General features: G+C 71.5%; 19 protein-coding genes. 16 read left to right on the forward strand and 3 right to left on the reverse strand.

The window, feature by feature from the left end; translation table 11 throughout:
* Positions 1-23: 23 nt before the first annotated feature.
* The 3 genes from ACWDX7_RS14240 to ACWDX7_RS14250 all read right to left on the reverse strand — a co-directional run bounded on the left by ACWDX7_RS14240 (position 24) and on the right by ACWDX7_RS14250 (position 3,806).
* Positions 24-1,385, reverse strand: coding sequence for an LLM class flavin-dependent oxidoreductase (locus ACWDX7_RS14240; RefSeq protein WP_451489638.1), 1,362 nt, complete (start codon positions 1,383-1,385; stop codon positions 24-26).
* A 4-nt stretch (positions 1,386-1,389) separates the two neighbouring features.
* A complete protein-coding gene (locus tag ACWDX7_RS14245; RefSeq protein ID WP_451489637.1) occupies positions 1,390-2,454 on the reverse strand; it encodes an LLM class flavin-dependent oxidoreductase in 1,065 nt (354 codons plus the stop codon).
* A gap of 197 nt (positions 2,455-2,651) precedes the next feature.
* Positions 2,652-3,806 (reverse strand): transposase domain-containing protein, encoded by a 1,155-nt coding sequence (locus ACWDX7_RS14250; RefSeq protein WP_451489636.1) that lies wholly within the window; start codon positions 3,804-3,806, stop codon positions 2,652-2,654.
* A 163-nt stretch (positions 3,807-3,969) separates the two neighbouring features.
* Between ACWDX7_RS14250 and ACWDX7_RS14255 the strand changes: the two genes are divergently transcribed.
* From ACWDX7_RS14255 to ACWDX7_RS14330, 16 genes are all read left to right on the forward strand, one after another.
* Positions 3,970-4,896 carry a PfkB family carbohydrate kinase gene (locus ACWDX7_RS14255; protein WP_451489635.1) on the forward strand — a complete coding sequence of 309 codons (927 nt, stop codon included), beginning with the start codon at positions 3,970-3,972 and terminating at the stop codon, positions 4,894-4,896.
* Positions 4,897-5,017: 121 nt separating this feature from the next.
* Entirely contained in the window at positions 5,018-6,247 is a 1,230-nt protein-coding gene (locus ACWDX7_RS14260) for a Rieske 2Fe-2S domain-containing protein (RefSeq protein WP_451489634.1), read from the forward strand.
* Positions 6,248-6,287: 40 nt separating this feature from the next.
* Positions 6,288-6,845, forward strand: coding sequence for an NADPH-dependent FMN reductase (gene ssuE / locus ACWDX7_RS14265; protein ID WP_451489633.1), 558 nt, complete (start codon positions 6,288-6,290; stop codon positions 6,843-6,845).
* A 388-nt stretch (positions 6,846-7,233) separates the two neighbouring features.
* Positions 7,234-8,496: an ATP-grasp domain-containing protein gene (locus tag ACWDX7_RS14270; protein WP_451489632.1), complete on the forward strand. Its 1,263-nt coding sequence runs from the start codon at positions 7,234-7,236 to the stop codon at positions 8,494-8,496.
* 31 nt (positions 8,497-8,527) lie between these two features.
* On the forward strand, positions 8,528-9,715 hold the full coding sequence (locus ACWDX7_RS14275) for a saccharopine dehydrogenase family protein (RefSeq protein ID WP_451489631.1): 1,188 nt from the start codon (positions 8,528-8,530) through the stop codon (positions 9,713-9,715).
* 13 nt (positions 9,716-9,728) lie between these two features.
* Complete coding sequence (locus ACWDX7_RS14280; RefSeq protein WP_451489630.1) at positions 9,729-11,057, forward strand: lysine N(6)-hydroxylase/L-ornithine N(5)-oxygenase family protein; 1,329 nt, start codon at positions 9,729-9,731, stop codon at positions 11,055-11,057.
* 79 nt (positions 11,058-11,136) lie between these two features.
* On the forward strand, positions 11,137-13,176 hold the full coding sequence (locus ACWDX7_RS14285; RefSeq protein ID WP_451489629.1) for a class I tRNA ligase family protein: 2,040 nt from the start codon (positions 11,137-11,139) through the stop codon (positions 13,174-13,176).
* A gap of 79 nt (positions 13,177-13,255) precedes the next feature.
* Positions 13,256-14,527 (forward strand): aspartate aminotransferase family protein, encoded by a 1,272-nt coding sequence (locus ACWDX7_RS14290; protein ID WP_451489628.1) that lies wholly within the window; start codon positions 13,256-13,258, stop codon positions 14,525-14,527.
* A 115-nt stretch (positions 14,528-14,642) separates the two neighbouring features.
* The gene (locus ACWDX7_RS14295) at positions 14,643-15,242 is read left to right on the forward strand and encodes a sigma-70 family RNA polymerase sigma factor (RefSeq protein WP_451489627.1); all 600 of its coding nucleotides are present in this window, start codon (positions 14,643-14,645) and stop codon (positions 15,240-15,242) included.
* Positions 15,243-15,360: 118 nt separating this feature from the next.
* Entirely contained in the window at positions 15,361-16,362 is a 1,002-nt protein-coding gene (locus tag ACWDX7_RS14300; RefSeq protein WP_451489626.1) for an NAD(P)-dependent oxidoreductase, read from the forward strand.
* A gap of 117 nt (positions 16,363-16,479) precedes the next feature.
* Positions 16,480-17,679, forward strand: coding sequence for an MFS transporter (locus ACWDX7_RS14305; protein WP_451489625.1), 1,200 nt, complete (start codon positions 16,480-16,482; stop codon positions 17,677-17,679).
* A gap of 78 nt (positions 17,680-17,757) precedes the next feature.
* Positions 17,758-19,053, forward strand: coding sequence for an adenylosuccinate synthase (locus ACWDX7_RS14310; RefSeq protein ID WP_451489689.1), 1,296 nt, complete (start codon positions 17,758-17,760; stop codon positions 19,051-19,053).
* A gap of 1 nt (position 19,054) precedes the next feature.
* Entirely contained in the window at positions 19,055-19,630 is a 576-nt protein-coding gene (locus ACWDX7_RS14315; protein ID WP_451489624.1) for a hypothetical protein, read from the forward strand.
* Positions 19,631-19,836: 206 nt separating this feature from the next.
* A complete protein-coding gene (locus tag ACWDX7_RS14320; RefSeq protein WP_451489623.1) occupies positions 19,837-21,345 on the forward strand; it encodes a DUF4246 domain-containing protein in 1,509 nt (502 codons plus the stop codon).
* 299 nt (positions 21,346-21,644) lie between these two features.
* Positions 21,645-21,962, forward strand: a complete 318-nt coding sequence (locus ACWDX7_RS14325; RefSeq protein ID WP_451489688.1) for an STAS domain-containing protein — start codon at positions 21,645-21,647, stop codon at positions 21,960-21,962.
* Positions 21,962-22,894 (forward strand): anti-sigma factor RsbA family regulatory protein, encoded by a 933-nt coding sequence (locus ACWDX7_RS14330; RefSeq protein ID WP_451489622.1) that lies wholly within the window; start codon positions 21,962-21,964, stop codon positions 22,892-22,894. The genes ACWDX7_RS14325 and ACWDX7_RS14330 overlap by 1 nt, the downstream gene beginning before the upstream one ends.
* The last annotated feature ends 41 nt before the right edge of the window (positions 22,895-22,935 follow it).

Below are 22,935 nucleotides of genomic sequence, written 5' to 3' on the forward strand. Positions count from 1 at the left end.
TCACCTCTTCCTTCGTACGGGGGTCAGCGGGCCGGGCGCCGCGGCGGCACCGGCAGCCCGAGGTGCTCGCGCAGGGTGCTCCCGTCGTAGTCCTTGCGGTACAGCCCGCGCCGCTGGAGCACGGGCACCACCAGCTCGGTGAACGCGGTCACCGAACCGGGCACGTAGGCCGGATAGATGTTGAACCCGTCGGCGGCCCCGCCCTCGAACCACTCCTGGATCATGTCGGCGACCTCCTCCGGGTTGCCCACCACCGTGTGCGAGAGCTCGGACGGTGTGGCGTGCACCAGGTCCCCGTAGGTGATCCGGCGCGGTCCGTCGGCGGTGCGCCGGGTCAGCCGGCTGATCTCGGCCAGTCGCAGGGCACCCTCCTCGGAGACCGCGGCCAGGGTCTCGGCCGGCACCTCCGCGGTCAGGTCGTTGCCGCGCAGGTCCACCCCGAAGAGCCGGCTCGCGGAGGACAGGTTGCGCCGGTGTCCCTCGCCGATGCCGCCCTTGCGGACCAGCTCGCCCGGCTCCTCCTCCGGGTCGAGGACCAGCAGGGAGTTGAGCAGGTCGTACAGCTCGACCGCCTCCTCGGTGGTCGAGGCGACGATCGGGGTCAGCCCGGGCAGGATGGCGACCTGGTCCGCCCGGCCGTAGCGCGCGGCCCGCGCCTTGATGTCGGCGTAGTACGCCTGGCGCAGCGCGAAATCCGGCTGGGGACCCGCGAAGACGATGTCGGCCTCGCGGGCGCTGAGTTCGCGGGCCTGGTCCGAGGTGCCCGCGTTGAACAGCACCACCTGCCCCTGCGGTGGACGGGCCACGTCCAGCGGGCCGTCCACCGAGAAGTACCTGCCGCGGTGGCCGACCGGGCGGGGGCCGCGACCTGCGTCCGCCCCGCTGTCCCACAGGTCGCGGACCACCTGGAGGCACTCCTCCGCCCAGGCGTAGCGCTTTTCGGTGTCCCAGTGCTCCTCCCGGCCGAAGTTGAACGCGGCCGCCGCGTCGGCGCCCGTGACCAGGTTCCATGCGGCGCGTCCGGCGCTGACGTGGTCGAGGGAGGCCAGCAGCCGGGCGATGGAGTACGGGTCGGAGTAGGTGGGATTGGCGGTGACCACCACCCCGATGCGGCTGGTGGCGGCGGCGATCGCGGTGGCCGTCGCGTACGGCTCCAACCGGGAGATCTGCGCCGGGTTGCTGTGCTGCAGTGCCGGGTCGCTGGCCAGCCGGTCGCCGAGGAACACGAAGTCGAACTTGGCGCGTTCGGCCTCCGCGCTGACCTCCTGGATGAGGCCGATGTCGTACGCGGCGTCCGCGCGCGCCTCGGGGTGGCGCCAGCCCGCGGCGTGCGTGCCGGTCGCCCAGAACATCAGGCCGAGATGGAGCTGTCGGTCGGTGGGCATGTCCTCAATCCCTTTCCGGGCCGGCGGCGATCCGCTCGGCGAGGCGGTTCTCGGGCCTGCTCAGCCCGAAGTGGCCGCGCAGTGTGTCGGCGGCGTACGTGGCCGGGAACAGTCCGGCGGCCGTCAGCAGCGGCAGCACGGCGGCGGTGAACTCCCCGATGCCCTCGGCACCGGCACCGGCGCCGTGCGGGCCGGGTGCCGGGAAGCGCACGGTGAAGCCGTCGACCGCGCCCCGGCCGAACCAGGCGCCGAGCCGTTCGGCGACCTCCCCGGGGGTGCCGGTCAGCACCGCGCGGTCGCGGTCGGAGCTCGGGGCGCCGGCCCGGGCGTGCAACTCCCGGGCGCCTTCCGCCGTGGGGGCGACGAAGGGGGTCACCACCCCGAGCCGGGGCCGGCCGCCGGCCTCCGCCGCGGTCGGCGCGGAGTCCGGGTTCCCGGCGGTCAGCACGTCGGCGTGGGCGGCGCTCAGCGGGTCGGTGGCGTCGGCGAGCACCACCGGGTGCCCCTGGGGCGGGCGGACCACGTTCAGCGGCCCGCGGACGCGCAGCGTGCCGCGGTGGTCCAGCACGTGCACGCGGCCGCTGTCGATGAACCGGCCGGTGCCCTTCTCGTGGACGAAGGCACCGTCCTCCCAGGTGTCCCACAGGTCCCGGACGACCGGCACGAACTCGCGGGCCCGGGCCTCCCGGTCGGCCGCCGGATCCATCCCCTCGCGGCGATGGTTGGCGTCGGCGGACGCGTCGGGGCCGGTGACCACCCGCCAGCCCGCCCGGCCGTGGCTGATGTGGTCCACCGAGGCGACCATCCGGGCCAGGTTGTACGGCTCGTGGTAGGCCGGCGCAGCGGTCATGACCAGGCCGATCCGGGTGGTGCTGACGGCCAGCAGGGAGACGGCGACCAGCGAGGCCGGGGACCGGGGCCCGGCGGGGCCGGCGGCCGGCCGGTCCCCGAGGACGAGGTGGTGGACTCCGGCGGCCTCGGCCTTCCGGGCGGTGTCCAGCAGAAAGCGGGTGGGGTCCGGAAGACCGGCCTCGGGCAGTTCGTAACCGAGGAACATTCCCGTGCTCACGTGGTGCCTCCGATGACAGGGCGGATCAGACGGGCAGGGCATCGTGGAGAGGGCGGTGAGAGGACGCGGCCGCGGCTGACACCGCACACGGGGCGGAGCGGGACCGCGCAACGGCGCACTGCGGGCCGGAGGTTGGGCTCCGTGGCATCGGCAGGACCGGGCAGACTCGCCGGAAAGTAACACGATCTTGGAGCGGCCTACAAGCAGTCCGGTGGGGCCATGCGTACGGTTCCGGCCAGGGCGGCCAGCTCCTCCGCGGCTGCCGACTCCAGGTCCTGGGCGTCGACGATCAGGCCGTGCACGGCGTGGTGGACCAGCAGCATGGCCCATATCTCCTGCTCGACCAGATCGGGGCCGCGGGACCGCAGCAGTTCGATCCCGGACACCCCGCCTGTGAGGATGTCCTCCACCATGTCGGCCAGCCCCCACCGGCCGCGGTGCGCCTGGATCAGCTGGGCCGCCGCCGCCTCCTCGGGCATGAGCAGCGTGGTGATCAGCCGCTCCGCGGGACCCGAACGGCCGGAGCGGCTGTACGGGATCACGCGGACCGGGACCGGTGCGGCGGCCGGCGTGCCCGGTTCGGCCAGCCGCGAGAGGTAACTGCCGTCGGCCAGCACCTCGTCCACCGGCAAGGCCCGGTCCGGGCCGGCCCGCCAGAGCAGGTCCGCCCCGGTGGCGGCGGCCTGCCGCCAGACGTCCACCGACAGCGCCTCCAGCTCGGCCAGCAGCAGTGTCCCCTCGCCCAGCGAGGGCAGCAGTTCCACGGCCAGGCAGGCGGGACCCAGGGACAGCGGCCCCATGGCCGCGTCGAGCACCGCGTGCGCACCGCAGTGCCCGAGCCCGACCAGCCGCATCTGCGGGACGATGCCCCGGTCCGCGGAGACCGCGGCGCCGAACCGGTCCCGGTTGGCGGAGGTGTCGGGCACACAGAGGGTGAGCGCGTCGAGGGTGACCGGCCGCAGGATCCCGGGCGGTGCCTGCGGAACGGCACGCGGGGCGACCGTACGGAACAGCAGCCGCAGCGGGGCCGGGCCGAGCCGCTGCCGGGCCTGGGTGAGCGCCGACGGGGTGGGCATGCGCCAGCCGCGGGCCCAGCCGTGCTTGCGGGACAGCCCCCGCATGAGCCTGCGCAGCACCTCCTCGTGACCGGCGGTGGGGTACAGCCACATCGCCAGGGCGTGGTAGACCATCGTCCGGGCGGACAGCGTCCGGGAGCGCTGCTCCGTGCGGCCGGCGGCCGCTACCGCCTCGTCCACGAGGGCCGGCGGAAAGGCCCAGGTCAGAATCCCGGCGATAATTCCGTCCGCCGGACGGGCGGAATCCGCCGAGGCCACATGACCGGCGCGTGCCATTCCGAGGCCTCCTTTGCCGAATGGGTTGGGTGGGGCGGGGGTGGGCGCATATTGTCACGCTCCGTCCGAACTCCCGGGCGGGTATGCACACTTCAGGCATCCCGGTGAGGAAATTCAAAGGGAAGGGTGAGTTTCCATCAAGCGCGATCCAATAACCGGACAGGTGGACCGACGACCGGCCGGACGGATGGCCGGGCGGCCGGTGCTCGTCGGCACCGTCACCCTGGACTTCCTGCACGAGGGCCCGCTGGGCCGCGGCCAGGACCCGGCCACCGTGCGATGGGGCGGAGTGGCCAACAACGCCGCCTGCGCGCTGGCCGCGCGCGGCGCCCGGCCGGCCCTGGCCACGGTGTCGTACTCGGGGGAGCTGGGGCCGGCGGTCGGCGGTCATCTGGCCGGAAATGGCGTGGACTGGCTGAGGCTGCCCGAACGGGCGCCGCTGCCAGTGTTCCACGCCGAACTGGTCGCGGGGTCCGTCGCCGACAAAAGGTTCCTCGGAGAGCGGGCCCTCGGCCTGATAACGCCCCAACTGCTCGACCGGTCCAGGGACCTGTTCGAGGACGCCGGGGTGCTGGCCGCCGGTACGGACGCCGAAGAGCCGGCGCTGGCCTGGCTGGCCGACACCGCGCGGGCCCGGGGGATACCGTTCTGGCTGCTGTCGGCCGACCCCAACGAGGTGTCCAAACTGCGCCCGGAGGGCCGCGGAGCCGATCTGGTCGCCCTCAACCTGCGGGAACTGTCCCTGTGGGCGGGCCGGCCGCTGACCGCGCGGGAGGACCTCGTGGCCGCCGCCCGCCGGCTGCCCGCCCCCGGCGGGCGCTGCCTGGTCACCCTCGGCGAGGACGGAGCCCTGCTGGTGCCGGCCGACGGCTCGCCGCCGCTCCACCAGCCGGCTGCCTCCTTGGCCGGCCAGGTGATCACGGTGGGGGCCGGCGACGTGCTGTTCGGCTGCCTGCTGGCCGGGCGGGCGGCGGGCCTGGACTGGGCCCCGGCACTCGCCGAGGCGACCGGCCTCACCAGCCGTTTCCTGGGCGCGCCGGAGGACGCGCCGCACCCCTACGCGGTCCTGTCGGGCCAGGAGGGACTTTGACGACAGGGCTCAGGTGCGCCAGAGGTGTCACGCCCGGCCGGTCTGGATCGTCATCAAGGGTGGGGGCGACGGCCGGGCGGCCGGTGTCGGTCCCGGATATCGACCATCACGGAGGCGGGAAGTGACCACGCAGAAGGTGAACGAGACCCTGACCCGGGTGGGTCCTGGCACCCCCATGGGGCAGTTGCTTCGCGAGTACTGGCTGCCCGTCATGCGGTCGCAGCGGCTCGCCGAGCGGGGCGGCGCTCCCCTCCCCGTGGAGCTGCTGGGCGAGAAGTACGTGTTCTTCCGGGCGGACGACGGCACCGTGGGCTGCTTCGCCGAGGCGTGCCCGCACCGCGGGGCCTCACTGGCCCTCGCCCGCAACGAGGACTGCGCGCTGCGGTGCATCTACCACGGCTGGAAGTTCGACGTCTCCGGCAAGGTGCTCGACACCCCCTCCGAGCCGGAGGAGGACGGCCCGCGGTTCGGTGAGCGGGTCAAGCTCCTGCACCACCCGGTGGTCGAGGCCGGCGGCGTCATCTGGGTCTGGCTCGGCGGTACCGGCCGCCAGCCCGCCCCCTTCCCGGAGTTCCCGTTCACCAAGGTGCCCGCGGAGAACGTCTTCGCCACCATCGCCCTGGTGGACTGCAACTGGCTGCAGGGCCTGGAGGCGGACATCGACTCCGCGCACGTCTCCCTGCTGCACGAGACGGAGGCCCGCAACGGCCCGCTGAAGGACCTGCTCGACGACACGGCCCCGCGCGACGAGATCGACCCGCAGCCGTACGGGCTGCGCTTCGCGGCCCTGCGCACCCTCTCGTCGGGGGAGACCCTCGCCCGGGTGAAGCCCTTCGCCATGCCCTGGTACACGGTGGTGCCCGAGCTGCCCAACGGGGACCGGCTCTGGCACGCCTGGGTTCCGGTCAACGACCACCAGACGATCATGTGGTACCTGTGGTGGAACGACGACGCGCCGGTCACCCCGTCCTACTTCAGCGAGCAGTTCGGCCTGGACCTGGACAAGCTCAATCCGGACAATATCCGCGAGGGCTACACCCGCGAGAACGGCTGGGGCCAGGACCGGCAGGCCATGCGCGACGGCAGGAGCTTCTCCGGCATCCGCGGTCTGGTCCTCCAGGACGTGGCCGTGCAGGAGAGCATGGGCCCGATCGTGGACCGGACGGCGGAGAACCCCGGCAAGAGCGACCGCGGCATCGTCCGCACGCGCCGCTTCCTGCTCGACGCCCTCAAGGCGCACGCCGCCGGCGAGACCCCCGCCGGGCTGGGCGCCGACGCCGACTACGGGGCGGTGCGCTCCGCCGTGATCGTCGTACCCGAGGGCGAGGACTGGCGCGCCGCCACCTCGTAGCGCCTCCCGATCGCAGGTCACCCAGAGAAAGGGACCTCTCATGGCCACCGTCCTGTCCGTCTCGGGGAGTCCCTCGGCGACCTCCCGTACCACTGGGCTGCTGCGTCACGTGGACGCTCAACTCACCGCCCACGGGCATGAGGTGACCCACCTCGACGTACGCTCCCTGCCGGCCGGACCGCTGCTCGGAGCCGAGGTGCGGCACCCCGCGATCGCGGCGGCGGCCGCTCTGTTCGACGGCGCGGCCGGCATCGTCATCGGCACGCCGATCTACAAGGCGGCCTACTCCGGGCTGCTGAAATCGCTGCTCGACCTGCTGCCGCAGTACGCGCTCACGGGCAAGGCGGTGCTGCCGCTGGCCACCGGCGGGACCACCGCCCACGTGCTGGCGATCGATTACGCGCTGCGACCGGTGCTCGCCTCGATGGGTGCCGCGTACATCGCGCCGGGCTGGTTCACCCTCGACCGGCACATCACGCTCGGCGAGGCCGGAACGGTGACGGTGGCCGCGGAATCCGCCGTGGGTCTGGAACGGGTCACGGAGCAATTCTCCGCTGCGCTTCATGATCGCCGCGCAATGGCCGGTGCCACGCTTTAGCGAATTCTCTCCATTCCTTTACCAAGTCCTTACGACGCCGTCTGAACCGACCGGCCCCGGCCTCTCCGGGCCTGGTCGTTCAGGCGGCGTTTCCGCATGTCAGGTGGCATGTAGCGGATGGCTGTCCGAGCAGCGGACGCGGGGTGTCCTCAATTAAGTTAACGCCCTTGCCCGGCAGCGGACAGGCCGGTCGAATGCCTCAGAGTTTTCGATAGGTGGCCGAAAGTGTGGCAGCGGGGGGACGGGCGCAGGATTTCGGCCAGCTCTTAACTGGATTGGCGCAGATCCACCCAAGATCCCCTTCCCAACCCCCGGCCGCTGTGATTGGATACCACTCGTTTGGTACTAGAGATTCCATACGCACGCCCGACACAGCGGGGGCTGTCTCGTGACGGAACGTCATCTTCTCCTAGTCAATCTCCGGCGCATTCAAAGGGAAGGGCTTGAGTCTCTGCTCGCCGCCCGGCGCCTCGGTTACCGAGTGATCCTCCTCGGCCGCTCCATGCCTGAATTCGCGAAGCCACTCGTCCACGAGTTCCGGCAGGTCGATACCTACGACCGGGCCGCTTCCATCGAAGCGGCCCGCGAACTCCACACCACCTACGATTTCGCCGGTGTCGCCAACTTCACCGAAGTCGACGTCCAACTGGTGGCCGCCATCGCCGCCGATCTCGGACTTCCCGGCATGTCCGAGACCGCCGCCCTCCGGGCCCGCAACAAGTACGTCATGAAGGACGCGCTGCGGCACCTGGACGGCGTACTCCCGCGCTTCGCCAAGGTCACCGACCTGGCCGGCCTGCGGGCGGCCGTCGAGGAGGTCGGGCTGCCGGCCGTGGTCAAGCCCACCGGGGCCTCCGGCTCGAAGGGCATCTTCGAACTGCGCGACCCCGCGGACCTGGACGCGGCGATGGCCCGCCTCGCCGACATCGCCCGCCCCGACTTCGACCCGGTGTTCCAGCAGTTCGGCGCCGAGTTCATCGTCGAGGAGTTCCTCGAAGGCGACGAGCTGAGCGTCGAGGGCTTCGTCTGCGGCGGTGAGGTACACATCGTAACCGTCACCGACAAGGTCACCAGCGTCCCGTTCCACCTGGAACTGGAGCACAAGGTGCCCAGCGCGCTGCCCGCCGACGCCTGGGCCGAGATCAGCGCCACCACCAAGGACATCGTCGGTGCACTCGAATTCGACAACTGCGCCTTCCACCTGGAAGCCAAGTGGGGCGACCGGGGGCTGCGGTTCATCGAGATCGCCGGCCGCCCCGCCGGTGACTACATCGGCTCCCACCTGGTGCCGCTGGCCACCGGCGTCGACTACTTCGAGAACGTGATCCGCGTCGCCACCGGCGAGCCGCTCCGGCTGGAGCACGACCGGCGGCTCAATGCCGGCCTGCGCTTCGTCCTGGCCGATCGGGCCGGACGGTTCGACGGCGTCGAGGGGCTGACGGGCCTCGGCGAGGACCCGGGCTTCGACCACGTCTTCACCGAGGTCCCGGCCGGCACCGAAGTCGCGCTGCCACCGGAGAACTTCGGCCAGCAGCGGGTGGCCGCCGTCATCGCCCGGCACGTCACCCGAGAGGGGCTCGAACAGCTCCTCCACCGCGTCACCACCGGGGCGACGGCCAGGATCACGCCTGCCGCGGACCGCGCGGAATGACCCGGAGCACGCTGGAACGGAGGGCGTGCACATGAAGGCGGCCCTCCTCGGCTGCGGTCAGATGGGGCGGGCAGCCGCGTACGCGCTGGCCACGGATCCCGGTACCGAGGAGCTGCTGCTCCTGGACCGGGATCCCGGCCGGGCCGCCGCCGTGCGGGACTGGTTACGGGAGGGCGGCGGGACGGGAAACCGGACCACCGCCGTGGTCCGGGCCGCCACCGACCTCGACTCCGCCCTCACCGGGTGCGAGGTCGTCGCGATGGCGATGCCCTGGAAACCCACCGGCGCGGCCCTCCGCCCCGCCGTCGTCGCCGGCCGCCCGGTCGCCGCCATCACCCGGCCGCCCACGGCCGAACTGTCCTCACTCGACACCCGGATCCGGTCCGCCGGCGGCACCGTCCTGCTGCCGGTCGGCCTGGAGCCCGGCCTGACCGAACTGCTCGCCGTCCACCTCGCCGAGCGGCTCGACCGGGTCCGCGCCCTGGAGATCTACTGCGGGGGGATACCGACCGTGCCCCGCGAACCCCTCGGCTACACCGCCTTCTTCGGCGGCGAGAACGACCACCACCTGCCGATCGCCCAACGCGAGGCACTGGCCCTGGACGGCGGCCAGCCGGTCCACCACCCCCGGTTCTCCGGAGTGGTGACCCGCGAGTACGCCGGTGTCGGCCGGCTGGAGGCCTACCACGACGGGATGGCCCCCTGGCTGGGCGAACACCCCGCCCTCCGCGACGCGGACTGCACCCAGAAGACCCTGCGCCGGCCGGGCTTCGCCCGCGTCGTCACCGAACTGGCCCGGCTCGGCCTGCTGGCCGACGAGCCGGTGGATGTGGACGGGGCCCGCGTGGTTCCCCGGCGCCTGGTCGAGCGGGTGCTCTCCCCCCAGGTACGGGCGCGGGCGGAAGACCGGGACATGGTGGTCCTGGAACTCACGGCGCACGGGGAACTGGACGGCCGGCCCGCGGCCCTCCGTACCACCGTGCTGGATCACGCCGACGAGACGACCGGCCTGTCCGCGATGGCCCGGACCACCGGGTTCACCCTGGCCGCGGCCACCCGGCTGCTCGCCGAACGGGCCGTGAACGGAACCGGATGGGTCAAACCGCACCTCGCCCTGTCCCATGAGCTGACGGAGCGGATGATGCAGTCGCTGACCGGGCGTGGAGTCACCTGGCTGCCGGCTCACGAGGTCGCAGAAGCCGAACGCCCCCACCTGTAACGGGAGCCCCCATATGAGTACAGCACCCCCTACCTACGACCTCGTAGGCATAGGGTTAGGCCCCTCGAACCTCAGCCTCGCCGCACTGACCTCGCGGGAGCCCGGCCTCTCCGCCGTTTTCCTCGACCGCAAGGACGCCTTCGACTGGCACCCCGGGCTGATGGTGCCGGACGCCGAGATGCAGGTGCACTTCCTCAAGGACCTGGTCACCCCCGTCGACCCGACCAACCCGCACTCCTTCCTCGCCTTCCAGGTGGAGACGAAGCGGCTGTACCGGTTGCTGGTCACCGGCCGCTCCAAGGTCCCGCGGCGCGAGTTCGAGCAGTACTGCCGCTGGGTGTCGCAGCGCCTGGACAACCTCCGGTTCGGCGTCACCACGGAGAACGTCGAATGGGACGGCTCCGCCTTCCTGGTGCACACCACCGACGGCGTGCTGCGTGCTCGCAACGTGGCCACCGGTACCGGACTCAACCCCAAGCTGCCCCAGTGCGCCGTCGGCCACGACCCCGACACCGTCTTCCACGCCGAACAGCTCCTGCGCAAACCCCGCGCCTTCGCGGGCAAGCGGGTGGCCGTGATCGGCGGCGGCCAGAGCGGCGCCGAGGTCGTCAGCCACCTGCTCACCCGCGAGAGCCAGCGCCCCGCGCGGATCGTCTGGGGCACCCGTCGCACCAACCTGCTGCCGCTGGACGACAGTCCGTTCGTGGATGAGCTCTTCCTGCCGGACTACAGCCGCTACTTCCACAGCCTTCCCGCCGCTGAACGCGAGGATGTGGTCCAGCGGCTGCGGATGGCCAGCGACGGCATCTCCCTGTCCACCCTGCAGGACATCTACCGTCGCCTGTACGACCTGGAACTGCTGGAGGGCGGCGGCCGTCCCTGCCGGATCCTGCTCGACCAGCACCTCACCGCACTGACCCGTCTCCCGGAAGGACTCCGCACCACCTGGCAGCCCGCCCGCGGCGGCGAGCCGGTGCACGAGACGGTGGACATCGTGGTCTGCGCCACCGGATACGAGCACGGCATGCCCGAGCTGCTCCTCGGCCTGAAGGACCAGCTCACCCTGCACGACGGACTACCCGTCGTCCGCTCCGACTTCAGCCTCGACTGGGACGGACCGTCCGGGAACCGCGTGTACGTGCAGAACGCGGCCCGCCGCGAGTTCGGCGTCGCCGACCCCAACCTCAGCCTGCTGGCCTGGCGCAGCGCCGTCATCGCCAACAGCCTGCTCGGGCGTGAGCGCTACGACACCGGACCGGTCAGCACCGCCCTGGACTGGGAGCCGCTGGGACAGGAGGCGGACCCGAGACAGCCGGGGGCTGTCCCGGCCGGCTGGCTTTGATCCCGCACACGACATTTCCTGAGAGGAGCAGTGGGGCGTCCCCGGCCGGCTCCGGCCGTACGGCGTTCCGCGCGCAGCCATGCACGTCATACGCATCCGACGCACGGTCGGGGAACTCGACCTGCCCGACTTCGTCCGCAGCGTCGAGCCGGCCTGGGCCGGTCAGGGCACCCTCCCCTTCAACCTCCGCAGGGTCACTCTCCGCCCCGGCGAGAAGACCGCCCCGCACAACCACCACGACACCGAGGTGTGGGTGGTCCTGGACGGCGAGGGCGAGGTCGCCTCGGACGGGGAGACCGTCCGGGTGACCGGCGGTGACACGGTCCGGCTGCCGCCGCTGGGCGTGCACACCCTGCGCAACACCGCCACCGACCGCCCGCTGACCTTCCTCACCACCTGGTGGGAGGACATGGCGGCGCTGGACGCGGCGCACCGCGAGCGGGAGGAACGTTTCGGTGGCGCCGAGCGGCCCGTCCTGCTGCTGCCTTCCTTCCCCACCCCGAACGGCGAGCTCCACCTCGGCCACGTGGTCGGCCCCTTCCTCGGCGCCGACCTGGTCCGCCGCGGTCTGAAGGAGCGCGGGACCGAGGCCCACCTGCTGCTCGGCACAGTCGGCCACCAGTCCCAGGTGGCCTCCGCCGCCATCAGCCAGGGCCTGTCCTTCTACGAGCTGGCGGAACGCAACACCGACGCCATCCAGGAGGCCCTGACCGCGGCCGACATCAGCTGGGACGTGTTCGTCCGCCCCTCTTCACCCGAGTACCCCCAGGTCGCCCTGGAGATCTTCGAGGACCTCCGGGCCCGGGGCACCGTGGTCACCAAGACGGTGCGGGCCAACCACTGCGCTCCCTGCGGCACCTTCCTCTTCGAGGCGTTCGTCGCAGGAGCCTGCCCGCACTGCGGCTCGCACGACACCGCCGGCATCGAGTGCGAGGCCTGCGCGCTTCCCTTCGCCGACGAGGACCTGCGCGACCCGAGCTGCGCCACCTGCGGCACCCCCGCCGAACGGCGCGAGCTCACCCGCTGGTACCTGCCGCTGGAGCCACTGCGCGAGAAGCTCACCGGCTACCTGCGCACCGTCCACATGAGCGCCCGGCTGCGCGCCTACGTCGAACGGGTCCTCGCCGGACCGCTGCCCGACCTCCCGGTGAGCACCGTCGCCCCCGACGGAATCCTGGTCCCGGCCGACCCCACCGGGGGCCCCGAGGGCCAGCGCATGTACTCCGCCTTCGAGCTGGCGGCCCGCTTCGTCACGGCCCTCGACGCCCTCGCCAAGGACAAGGGCGAGCCCGGCTGGCGGGAGTACGTCCGGGCGAACGACCCGCGCACCGTGCTGTTCTTCGGCTTCGACAACGCCTTCCTGCGCACCATCGTCTTCCCGGCCGTCCTCGGCTCGTTCACCGAGCAGCCGGCGCTGCCCGACACGATGATCTGCAACGAGTTCTACACCCTGGACGGGCAGAAGTTCTCCACCGGCCGGATGCACGCCATCTGGGGCCGCGAGGTCTTCCGTGAGCAGACCCGCGACCAGCTGCGGCTCTACCTGGCCGGCACCCGGCCCGACATCCGCCGCCGCGACTTCGTCATCGACGAGTACGCCGAGTTCGTCCGGACCGAACTCCTCGGCGGCTGGGAGTCCTGGCTCGGCTCCGTCGCCGCCCGGGTGGACAAGCACTTCGGCGGCGCCGCCCCCGAGGCAGGAAGCTGGAACGCCGAGGCCGAGCGGTTCTACGGGCAGATCCGCGAATTCCGCGCCGAACTGCCCCGCGCCCTGCGGCCCGAGCGGTTCGACGCCCGCGGCGCGGCCGAGCTGCTCCGTACGTTCGTCCACCGGGCCCGCCGGTTCGCGGAGGCGGCCGAGGACGCGCTCGCCGCCGGGCCGCCCTCCGGGGAGGCCCGTACCTGCGTGGCGCTGGAGCTGATGGCCGTACGCGCCCTGGCGGAGACGGCCGGCCCGCTGGTGCCCGTCCTGGCCGCCCGGCTCGGCGAGCAGCTCGGCACCGCCGGCGCCGCCGGCACCGCCGCGGCGGACACCCCGCGGTGGGTGCCCGCCGGCACCGAAGTGCGCCTGGCCGGCCCCTACTTCACGGCGGACGTGGCGATCAGGACCGCCCGCTGACCCGACGCGCCCCGCCCCCTGCTTCCCTCCTCCCATTCCCCCATTCCCCCCGTTCCTTCCGGTCGTGAAAGGGCACAACGTGAACACGGACAAGTCTGCCGAGCTGTACTCCCGCGCGGTCGAGGTCATGCCCGGCGGCAACAGCCGTACCGCCGTCTACAGCGCCCCGTACCCGGTCTACATCCAGTCGGGCAGCGGCGCCCGGGTCACCGACGCCGACGGTGTCGAGCGCCTCGACTTCCTCAACAACAGCACTACCCTGATCCACGGCCACGCCCACCCCGAGATGGTGAAGGCGATCACCGAGGCCGTCGGCCGCGGAAGCAGCTTCGGGATGCCCACCCCGGTGGAGGTCGAGTACGCCGAGGCGCTCTCCGCCCGCAACGAGACCTTCGAGCACGTCCGGTTCACCAGCTCGGGCACCGAGGCCGTGATGATGGCCGTCCAGGCCGCCCGCGCCTACACCAAGCGCCCGAAGATCGCCAAGATCGCCGGTGCCTACCACGGCGCCTACGACGCGGTCGCCGTCAACAACGACGGCTCCGGCTCGCTCATCAGCCACGCTGTCACCGGCAACCCCGCGGGCGTCGTCGACAACACCGTCGTGTTCCCCTTCAACGACGCCGAGGGCGCCCTCGCGGTGCTCCGCGAGCACGCCGCCGACCTGGCCTGCGTGCTGATCGACCCGGTGCCGTGGCGGATCGGCCTGGTCCCGGCGGAGAAGGAGTACCTGGACGCGCTGCGCGCCTTCTGCGACGACAGCGGCGCCGTGCTGATCTCCGACGAGGTCGGCTCCTACCGCGTGGGCTACCACGGCGCCATGCACCTGCTCGGCAGCGAGGCCGACATCACCGTCCTCGGCAAGGTCATCGGCGGCGGCATGCCCATCGGCGCGGTCGCCGGCCGCCGCAAGTTCATGAGCGTCTTCGACCCGAGCCAGGGCGCCCCGGCGCTGCCGCACTCCGGCTCGTACAACGCCAATCCGGTCAGCATGAGCTCCGGCCTCGCCTCGCTCGGCCTGCTCACGCCGGAGGCACACGAGCGGATCGGCGACCTCGGCGAGCGGGCCCGCACCGCCATGCGCGCCACCATCGACTCCGTGGGACTGGACTGGCAGGTCAACGGCCTCGGCTCGCTGTTCCGCGTGATCGCCACCAGCGCCCCCGAGGGCTACACCAGCCCGGCCGCGGCCATGAAGCGCCTGTACTGGGTGCTGTTGGACAGCGGCGTCCACATCGGCGACAGCGGCCTGGGCTGCATCTCCACCCCCATGGGCGACGAGGAGATCACCGCGTTCGCCGGGGCCTTCGACACGAGCCTGCGTCAGGTGCTCGCCGAGGGCCGGGGCTGACCTGCGCCCGGGCCGGTGAGCCGGCCCCCACCGATCCCAGCTGAACCAAGTGGCCTGAGCCGACCCGAGCTGACCCGAGTGATGGGCTGTGCCATGGCCGGCCTGGAGGCAAACCTTGTTCGATCTTGACCAGGAAGAGTTCCACCGCCGCAGGTCGAATCTGCAGGCGCTGGCCTACCGCCGCGTCGGCTCCGCCGAGGAGGCCGAGGACATCATCTCCGAGGCCTGGCTGCGCTGGATGACGGCCCAGAACGTGCAGAACCACGGCGCCTTCCTCTCCACCGTCGTCACCCACCTGTGCGCCGACTACTGGAAGTCCGCGCACACCCGGCGGGTCTCCTACGTAGGCGCCCTGGTGCCGGAGGAGACCGCGACCGCTGCCGAGGAGCCGTTTCAGAACGTGGAGCGGGCCGAGGAACTCCGGCGCGGCGTGGCCCGGCTGCTGAAGCTCCTCGGCCCGGCCGAGCGGGCGGTACTCGTGCTGCGCATCGCCTTCGAGTACAGCTACCGGGAGATCGCCGCCGTGCTGGGCATCAGCGAGGTGTACTGCCGCAAGCTGTACGGCCGGGCGCACGACCGGCTCGCCGAAGGCCGGCCCCGGTTCAACGCCGCCCCCGTGGAGCACGCCGAACTCACCCAGCGGCTGCTGGCAGCCAGCCGCGGGGGTGAACTCAGGCCGCTGGAAAGCCTGCTGGCCGCGAGTGTGGCGGCCTGACCCGGCCCGTCCGACCGGGAAGCCGCCGCACACCGGCACCGCGCCACCGCATCCGTCCATCCGCATTCCCCTCCAGGGGCGTCTCGCCGGCCCCTGGCCCCACAGGAAGCACACCATCATGCGACCGAACGTAGTCCTCGTCGGCTCGATGTACGCCGCAGAAGCCGAGGAACTGCTGGAGCAGCACGCCAACGTCCGCCGCGTGGACGACTCCGACCGGGCGGCGGTCCTCGCGGCCCTCGCCGACGCCCACGGCCTGGTGGCCCGCTACCCCGCCCGGATCGACCGGGAACTCCTCGCCGCAGCGCCGGACCTGCTCGCCGTGCTGTCCAGCGGCCGAGGCGTGGACAACATCGACATCGAGGCGGCCACCGAAGCCGGCGTGGTCGTCGCCAACAACCCCGGTCTGGGCGGCAAACCGGTCTCCGAGCACTTCTTCGGGCTGCTCCTGATGGTCACCCGGGGGCTCGCCGCCGTACACCGGCACGGCAACCAGGCCGCCTGGGACGCCCGACTCACCACCCACCGCGTCGAACTCACCGGCAAGACCCTGGGCATCGTCGGTCTCGGCAACGTCGGCGGCTGGACCGCCCGGCGCGCCCACGGCGGTTTCCTGATGCGGGTCCTCGCCTACGACCCGTACGTCTCGGCGGAGAAGATGGCCGAGGTGGGCGCGGTCAAGGTGGAGCGGCTGGAGGACCTCCTCGCCGAGGCCGACTTCGTCACCGCCCACCCGGAACTCAACGACGAGACCGAGCACATGTTCAACGAGAAGGCCTTCGCGCGGATGAAGCCGGGCGCCTACTTCGTCAACACCTCCCGCGGCCGGGTCGTGGACACCGACGCCCTGGTCCGTGCGGTGCGCAGCGGCCACCTCGGCGGCGCCGCCCTCGACGTGTACGAGGACGAGCCGCTGCCGGCCGACAGCCCGCTGTTCGAGCTGGACAACGTCGTCCTCAGCGCCCACATCGCCGACTTCACCGTCGAGACCAAGCGCGCCCTGGCACTGAACGCCGCCACCCAGCTGATCACCGCGCTCGGTGGCAAGCAGCCGCCGAGCGCGCTCAACCCCGACGTCTGGGGCCGCGTCGCCGAGCGCCGGCGCGAACTGCTGGTCTGAGGAATCGTGACGGGCCGCCCGCCGGTGGCAGGGGAAGATGCGGGCGGGCGGCCCGGCACGGCCCTTTCCCGAGGGCTTGCGACGACTCCCTCGGCTTCCCCTCCGGAAAGGCAGGACATGATCAAGCGGTGGCGCAGCGTACTGGCCCACCCGTACGCCACCCGGCTGGTGCTGACCAACCTGGCCGTACGGATCTCCGCGGGCGCCGTCGTGCTGTCGCTCGTCCTCTTCCTCGAAGAGACCCGCGGCTCCTTCGCCGTCGCGGGCGCCGTCGCGGGAGCGTACGGGCTCGGCACCGCGTTGGGCTCGCCGCCCGTCGGCCGGCTCATCGACCGCCACGGGCAGACCTGGACGCTGGTCGGCAGCGCGACGGCGCACGGCCTGGCGCTGCTGCTGGTCGTGGCCCTGCCCGAGGCGCCGCTGCCGGTTCTGCTGGCTCTGGGCGCGCTGGCGGGGGCGGGCCGGCCGCCGGTGCCCGCCTGCGTACGGAGTCTGTGGATCGAGATCCTGACCGACGAGGCCGACCGGCGGGCCTCCTACCGGCTCGAAAGCGTGGTGCTGGAGCTGGGGTTCATCGTCGGGCCGGTGCTGGCCGGCGCCATGGTCGCCGTACTGCCGGCCGCCTGGTCGGTGGTCTGCTCCGCGCTCCTGGCCGTACTGGCCACCCTGGTGTTCGCCGCGACACCGCCCTCGCGGGCCTGGCGCGGCGAACCGCGCGCCGAGCGCGGGCTCACCGGGCCGCTGCGCTCCCCGGCGATCCTGTCCCTCATCAGCTCCCGGGCCGCCATCGGCATCACCATCGGAGCGGTCCAGGTCGGTGCCGCCGCGGCCGCCGCCGCGGGCGGCCGGGCGGGAACCTCCGGCATCCTGCTGGGCGGCTTCGCCGTGGGCAGCCTCGCCGGCGGTCTGCTGCTCAAGACCGGCCGGACCGCGGCCTCGCTGACCCGCTCCTATCTGGTGTTCTCGCTGGCCATGGCCGCCGGGCTGGTGCCGCTGCTGCTGCCCGCCCACGTCTGGGTCCTGAGCGCTCTGTTCGCCGTGGCGGGGCTGTCGATGGCCCCGCTCAACGCGGCGGCGTACGAGATCACCGACCTGACCGCGCCGGCCGGCACGGGCACCGAGGCGCGGATCTGGACGAGCACCGCGACGGCCGGCGGCACGGCCCTGGGCAGCGCGCTCGCGGGGCCCCTGGTCGACGCCACGTCGGCGCGGGCGGCCTTCCTGCTCGCCCTCGCCGGCGCGGTGCTGGCCGCCGCCGTCGCCCTGTCCACCCGTTCCCTGCTGCGGTCCCGGATCGCCGCGGCTCCCGTCCGCTGAACCGGCGGAACGGATCCAGCAGAACAGACCCAGCACAACAGACCCAGCACAACAGATCAGAGGAGTTCCATCGTGCTCATGGCAGTTGTCGGCCTCAACTGGGGTGACGAGGGCAAAGGAAGGATGGTCGACAATCTCGCCGCGGATGCCGACTACGTGGTCCGCTACCACGGCGGCAGCAACGCCGGCCACACCATCCACACCGACCAGGGCACGTTCAAGCTCCACAGCCTGCCCAGCAGCATCATGCGTCCCGATGTCATCAGCATCCTCGGCCCCGGCATGACCGTGGATGTCGAGGGCCTGCTCCAGGAGATCGACGCCCTCGCCCCGCAGCCGGGCGTCACCCCGCAGCGGCTCCTTGTCTCCGACCGGGCGTCCCTCTGCTTCCCCTTCCACCAGGATCTGGACACCCTTGAGGAGGAACGCCTCTCGCACGGCAAGTACGGATCCACCCGCAAGGGCATTTCACCCGCTTACGGCGACCGTGTCATGAAGAAGACGTTGCTGGTGGGGGAGCTCTTCGCCAAGGAGAGCCTGCCGGGCCGACTGGCATCCGTCGTGGACTGGGCCAATGAACGGATCACCAAGATCTACGGGGGCACCCCGCTGGTCCTCGCCGAGGTCGAGCGCTGGGCCGCCGAGATGCGCGACCGGCTGGAGCCGTACGTCGCGGACGTGACCGCGCTGCTGGCCCGGGCACTCGAAGAGAACGCCACCGTGCTGGCCGAGGGCCAGCTCGGCGCCCTGCGCGACCTCTACTTCGGGATCTACCCCTTCACGACCTCCTCCAACTGCCTGGCCGGGCACGCGCCGGTCGGCATGGGCGTGCCCTGGGCCAAGGTGGACCGTACCGTCGGTGTCACCAAGGCGTTCTCCTCCTGTGTCGGGGCGGGTCCCTTCGTCACGGAGTTCGACCAGGAGCGCGCCGACCGGCTGCGCCGTCAGTGGGGCGAGTACGGCTCCACCACCAACCGGCCCCGCCGGCTCGGCGCCTTCGACGCGGTGGCCACCCGCTACGGGGCCAGGATCCAGGGCGCCGACGAGATCGCGATCACCAACCTGGACCAGCTCACCGGCGTGGGCGAGCTCCAGGTGTGCACCGCCTACGAGCAGGACGGCATGCCGGTGGCCGAGTTCACCACCGACCCGGCCGAACTGGCCCGGATGAAGCCGGTGTACCGGACCTTCGCAGGCTGGGAGGAGGACATCTCCGGGGCCCGCCGGTACGACGAGCTCCCCGCCGCGGCACGGGCCTACGTAGAGGGCGTCCAGGAACTGCTCGGCGTACCCGTCCGCCACGTCTCGGTGGGCTCCCACCGCGACGCCCTGATCGAGGTCACCAGCTCCGGAACCACCCACGAGGAGAACTGACATGCTCGCCGTACTCGCCGTGAGCGACAAGCGGAACATCGACACCCTTGCGGCCGGCCTGCTGCGCCTGGGCTGGGACGTCGTGGCGACCGAGGGAACCCAGAAGCAGCTGGCGCAGGCCGGCCACCAGGTGGGCGCGATCGCCGACCTGGCCGGGGCGCCCACCCTGCTGGGCGGCCGGGTGAAGACCCTGACCCTGTCCGTCATGGGCGGCATCCTCGCCCGCGACACCCCCGCCGACCTGGCGGAAATCGCGGCCTATGACATCACCCGCATCGACCTCGTCGCGTGCAATTACTACCGGCTCCCCGAGCGGGAGCAGGGCATCGACTTCGCCGCCTTCCGCGAGAAGATCGACGTCGGCGGCCCGGCGATGCTCCGTGGCGCGGCGAAGAACTGCGAACACGTCATTCCGCTCAGCGATCCCGACGACTACGCGGACGTCCTCACCCTCCTGGACGCCGAGGGGGGCAGGCCCTCTGCCGTCCCGCTGTCCCGTCGGCTTGCCCTAGCGGAAACGGCCTTCCGCATCAGCGCCGCATACGACGACTCGGTCCGCGCCCTCTTCCGGGCATAAGTCGGTCGCGCCCCGTCGTCGCGCCGCCGGCACCTGCGGAGGTGGACCCGCAGGAGCTGGGGACCCGGTCCGGTGCGGATGGACCCGGCTGTCGAAGCCACGGCTCCGGGGGACAAGCTGATGACAGGGACACGGCTGCGGTGGTGTCAGTCGGCTGAAGTATCCTTCCCGCCACCGCACACCGACTGCTGCAAGGATCCAGAGAATTGACCGGCCTGTCTGCTTTCCCGCTGCCCTTTCAGGCTTCCCGTTCCATATCGTTCGCGACACCCCGAACGCTCCGGGAACTCCAGATGATGCAGTGCAGCGCACTCATCCGGGCGAAGCCGGGGTGGTTCGACAAGATGAACGATGCCGACATCGTCGCCCGGTGGACGCAGGAAGCGGTGGCCCAGGGCCTCACCGAAGCGCAGGTTCGATACGTGCTTGCCGAACTCCTGCACTACGCCGCGCTGCGGGACGGACGGACCGGCGCCGAGGTGTCCGCCGTCGACGGGGTGTGGCAGTCGGACACTCTGGTCGACGACAAGCTCAGGTCCCGGCTGCGCGAGGCGGTCCGGGTTCTGGAGCAGGTCCCCGAAGCCGAACAGGACTGGCATCCCGGATCTGACGGCCAGGTACTGGATCTGGTTCATCCCTCACTGTTCTGCCTGGTGAGAGAGGTCAGCGGTGGGCCCGAGCGGGCTTGGCAGAACCCGACGGACCGCTACTCAAGGTACGAATTCTCGGAGAGGTTCCAGTGGCTGCCCACGGACGTCGACGTCAGTGACGACGGCGATGTCGCCTTCCGTTCGTACGTCAACAACGTCCACCCCGAGAGGCATCGCGAACTGGCCTCCGTGCTGCCGGACCTGTTCGCGTGCTTGCGCCCGCTGCTGGAGAGCGTGCTCACCGATCTGCGCCATCCGCGGCCCCTGCGGATCGAGGCCGATCCTTACGGGTGGTACCACTCGAAGCCGGAGTATCCGAAGAAGGCCTCCTACAGTGATGAGGGGGCCTACGCAGAAGCCCTCCGTGCATGGGAAGAGGCCCAGGACGACTGGTGGGAGAACCGCCGCCCGACCATCCCGGACGCCCCGGCCTTCACCCCGCCCGAGTCGCCCGAAGAATCCGCCCGAGTCGACCTGCGCGGCCGCCGTCTCCAGGCCATCGTCAAGCTCGCCACCCTTCACCTCACCCCGGACAAGCCCGAGTACCCCGGTGGTTCCTGGCATGTCGAGGGGATGTTGAACGAGCGGATCGTCTCGACCGGCATCTACTACTGGGACAGCGAGAACACCACCGAAAGCCGGCTGAGTTTCCGGGCGGCACTCGACGACCCGGACTACGAACAGAACGACGACGACGGTCTGCGTGAGGTCTACGGCCTTCAGGACGAAGACGCGCTGAACCAGGTGCTGGGATCCGTAGCGACCCCAGCGGGCCGCTGTCTGGCGTTCCCGAACATCCTGCAACACCGTGTCGGCTCATTCCGCCTCGCAGACCCCACTCGCCCGGGATATCGCAAAATTCTCGCGTTCTTCCTGGTCGACCCGTCGCAAAAGATCGTCTCGACATCCGATGTGCCACCGCAGCAACCATGGTCCGACACCTCGACCATGACGCTCGAAGAGGCCAAGGGCTACCGCGAACAACTCATGCAGGAGCGCAAGTTCTTCTTCGACGAACACAACGAGCAGCTCTACGAACGAGAATTCTCCCTCTGCGAGCACTGAAGCTCTTCCACCATCGTTGATACCTGGTCACCCGAGCCGGTTCGACGGCGGACCGTGGGAGCGGGGCCACCGAGCCGGGCCGGGGCATTGCCCTGGGGCTGGGGCTGGGGCTGGGGTGGGGGCCGGGAGGCCGGGGGCCGGGCCCATATGGCCCTCCGGCGGGTGGTTTGTCCGGCGGGATACACTGCTCCGCTGGGGGAGTTTTTCCCCAGCCCGTGCTGGGGCAGCCGGCAGGTGGCTTGATGTGAAGGAGTCCGAGCGTGGATGCCCCACATGCGGTGGGCGGGATCGGCCAGGCGATGCCCGGCAAGGCCGCCTTTTTGGAGGTGAGCGCGTTGCCCGGTCGTTCCGGCATACGTGCCCGCGGTGAGATCAGCGTCCTCACGCGTTCGTCCTGGGAGCAGGCCCTGACGGAGCTGGCCCGGCGGCACGAGGGCGTATCGTACGTGGAGCTGTCGGACGTGGCGTTCGTCGACGTGGCCGGGGTCAGCGCGCTGGCGGCCACCGCCATGGGCCTGCCGGGCGGGCGGGTCGTGGTCGAGCATCCACCGCCGCAATTGAGACGGGTTCTGGAGATGTTCTGGCCGGCTCTGGAGCGGATCGAGGTGGCGCTGTGATGAACACGGTGACCACCCACGAGGCGTTCGTGCACCCCGCCCTGTTCTACCGCACCGAGCAGGAGTACGCGCAGCAGACGGCGTCGTTCCTGCGCGAGGGTCTGGCCAACGGTGAACCGATGGCCGTCGCGGTGCCCGGACCCAACCTGGAGCTGATCAAGAGCGGGCTGGGCGCGGACGCCGAGGGCATCCTGTTCCTGGACATGACCGAGGCCGGCCGCAATCCCGGGCGGATCATTCCCAAGGTGCTGCGCGGGTTCGCCGACGCGCACCCGCAGGGGCGGGTGCGGATCATCGGTGAGCCGATCTGGGCCGGCCGCAGCGCGGTGGAGTACCCGGCGTGTGCGCAGCACGAGGCTCTGATCAATGCCGCGTTCGAGGGCAGGGCGGTGACGATCCTGTGCCCGTACGACGAGGTGCGGCTGGATCCGCAGGTGATCGCCGATGCGAAGGTCACCCACCCGACCCTCATCAGCGGGGACGGCAGTGAGTCGGTCAGCGACGTCTACGACTGGCAGGCGGTCGTCTCCCGTTACAACCAGGAGCTGCCGACGATGCCGGACGCCGCGGTCCTCTCCTACGGCAGGGAGGACCTTCCGGCGGCCCGCCGGTTCGCTCTCGCCCAGGCCGCGCGGCTGGGCATGGCCGGGGAGCGGCTGCTGGACGTGGAGCTGGCGGTCGCCGAGCTGACGACCAACAGCGTGGTGCACGGCGGAGGCCGCGGGACGCTCGCGGTCTGGGCCGAGCAGGGGCAGCTCGTGGTCGAGGTCCGTGACGCGGGCCGGCTGACCGATCCGCTGGCCGGCCGCCGCCCGCCGACGCACGGGCAGGTGGGCGGCCGGGGCCTGATGCTGGTCCACTACGTGTCCGATCTGGTACGCGTGCACACCGGGGACGACGGCACGACCGTGCGCTTCTACCTCGGTCTGTAAGCGTGCGTGGGCGGCCGTCCGGGTCCGGACGGCCGCCCGTC

Source organism: Streptomyces sp. NPDC003034 (assembly GCF_053591375.1).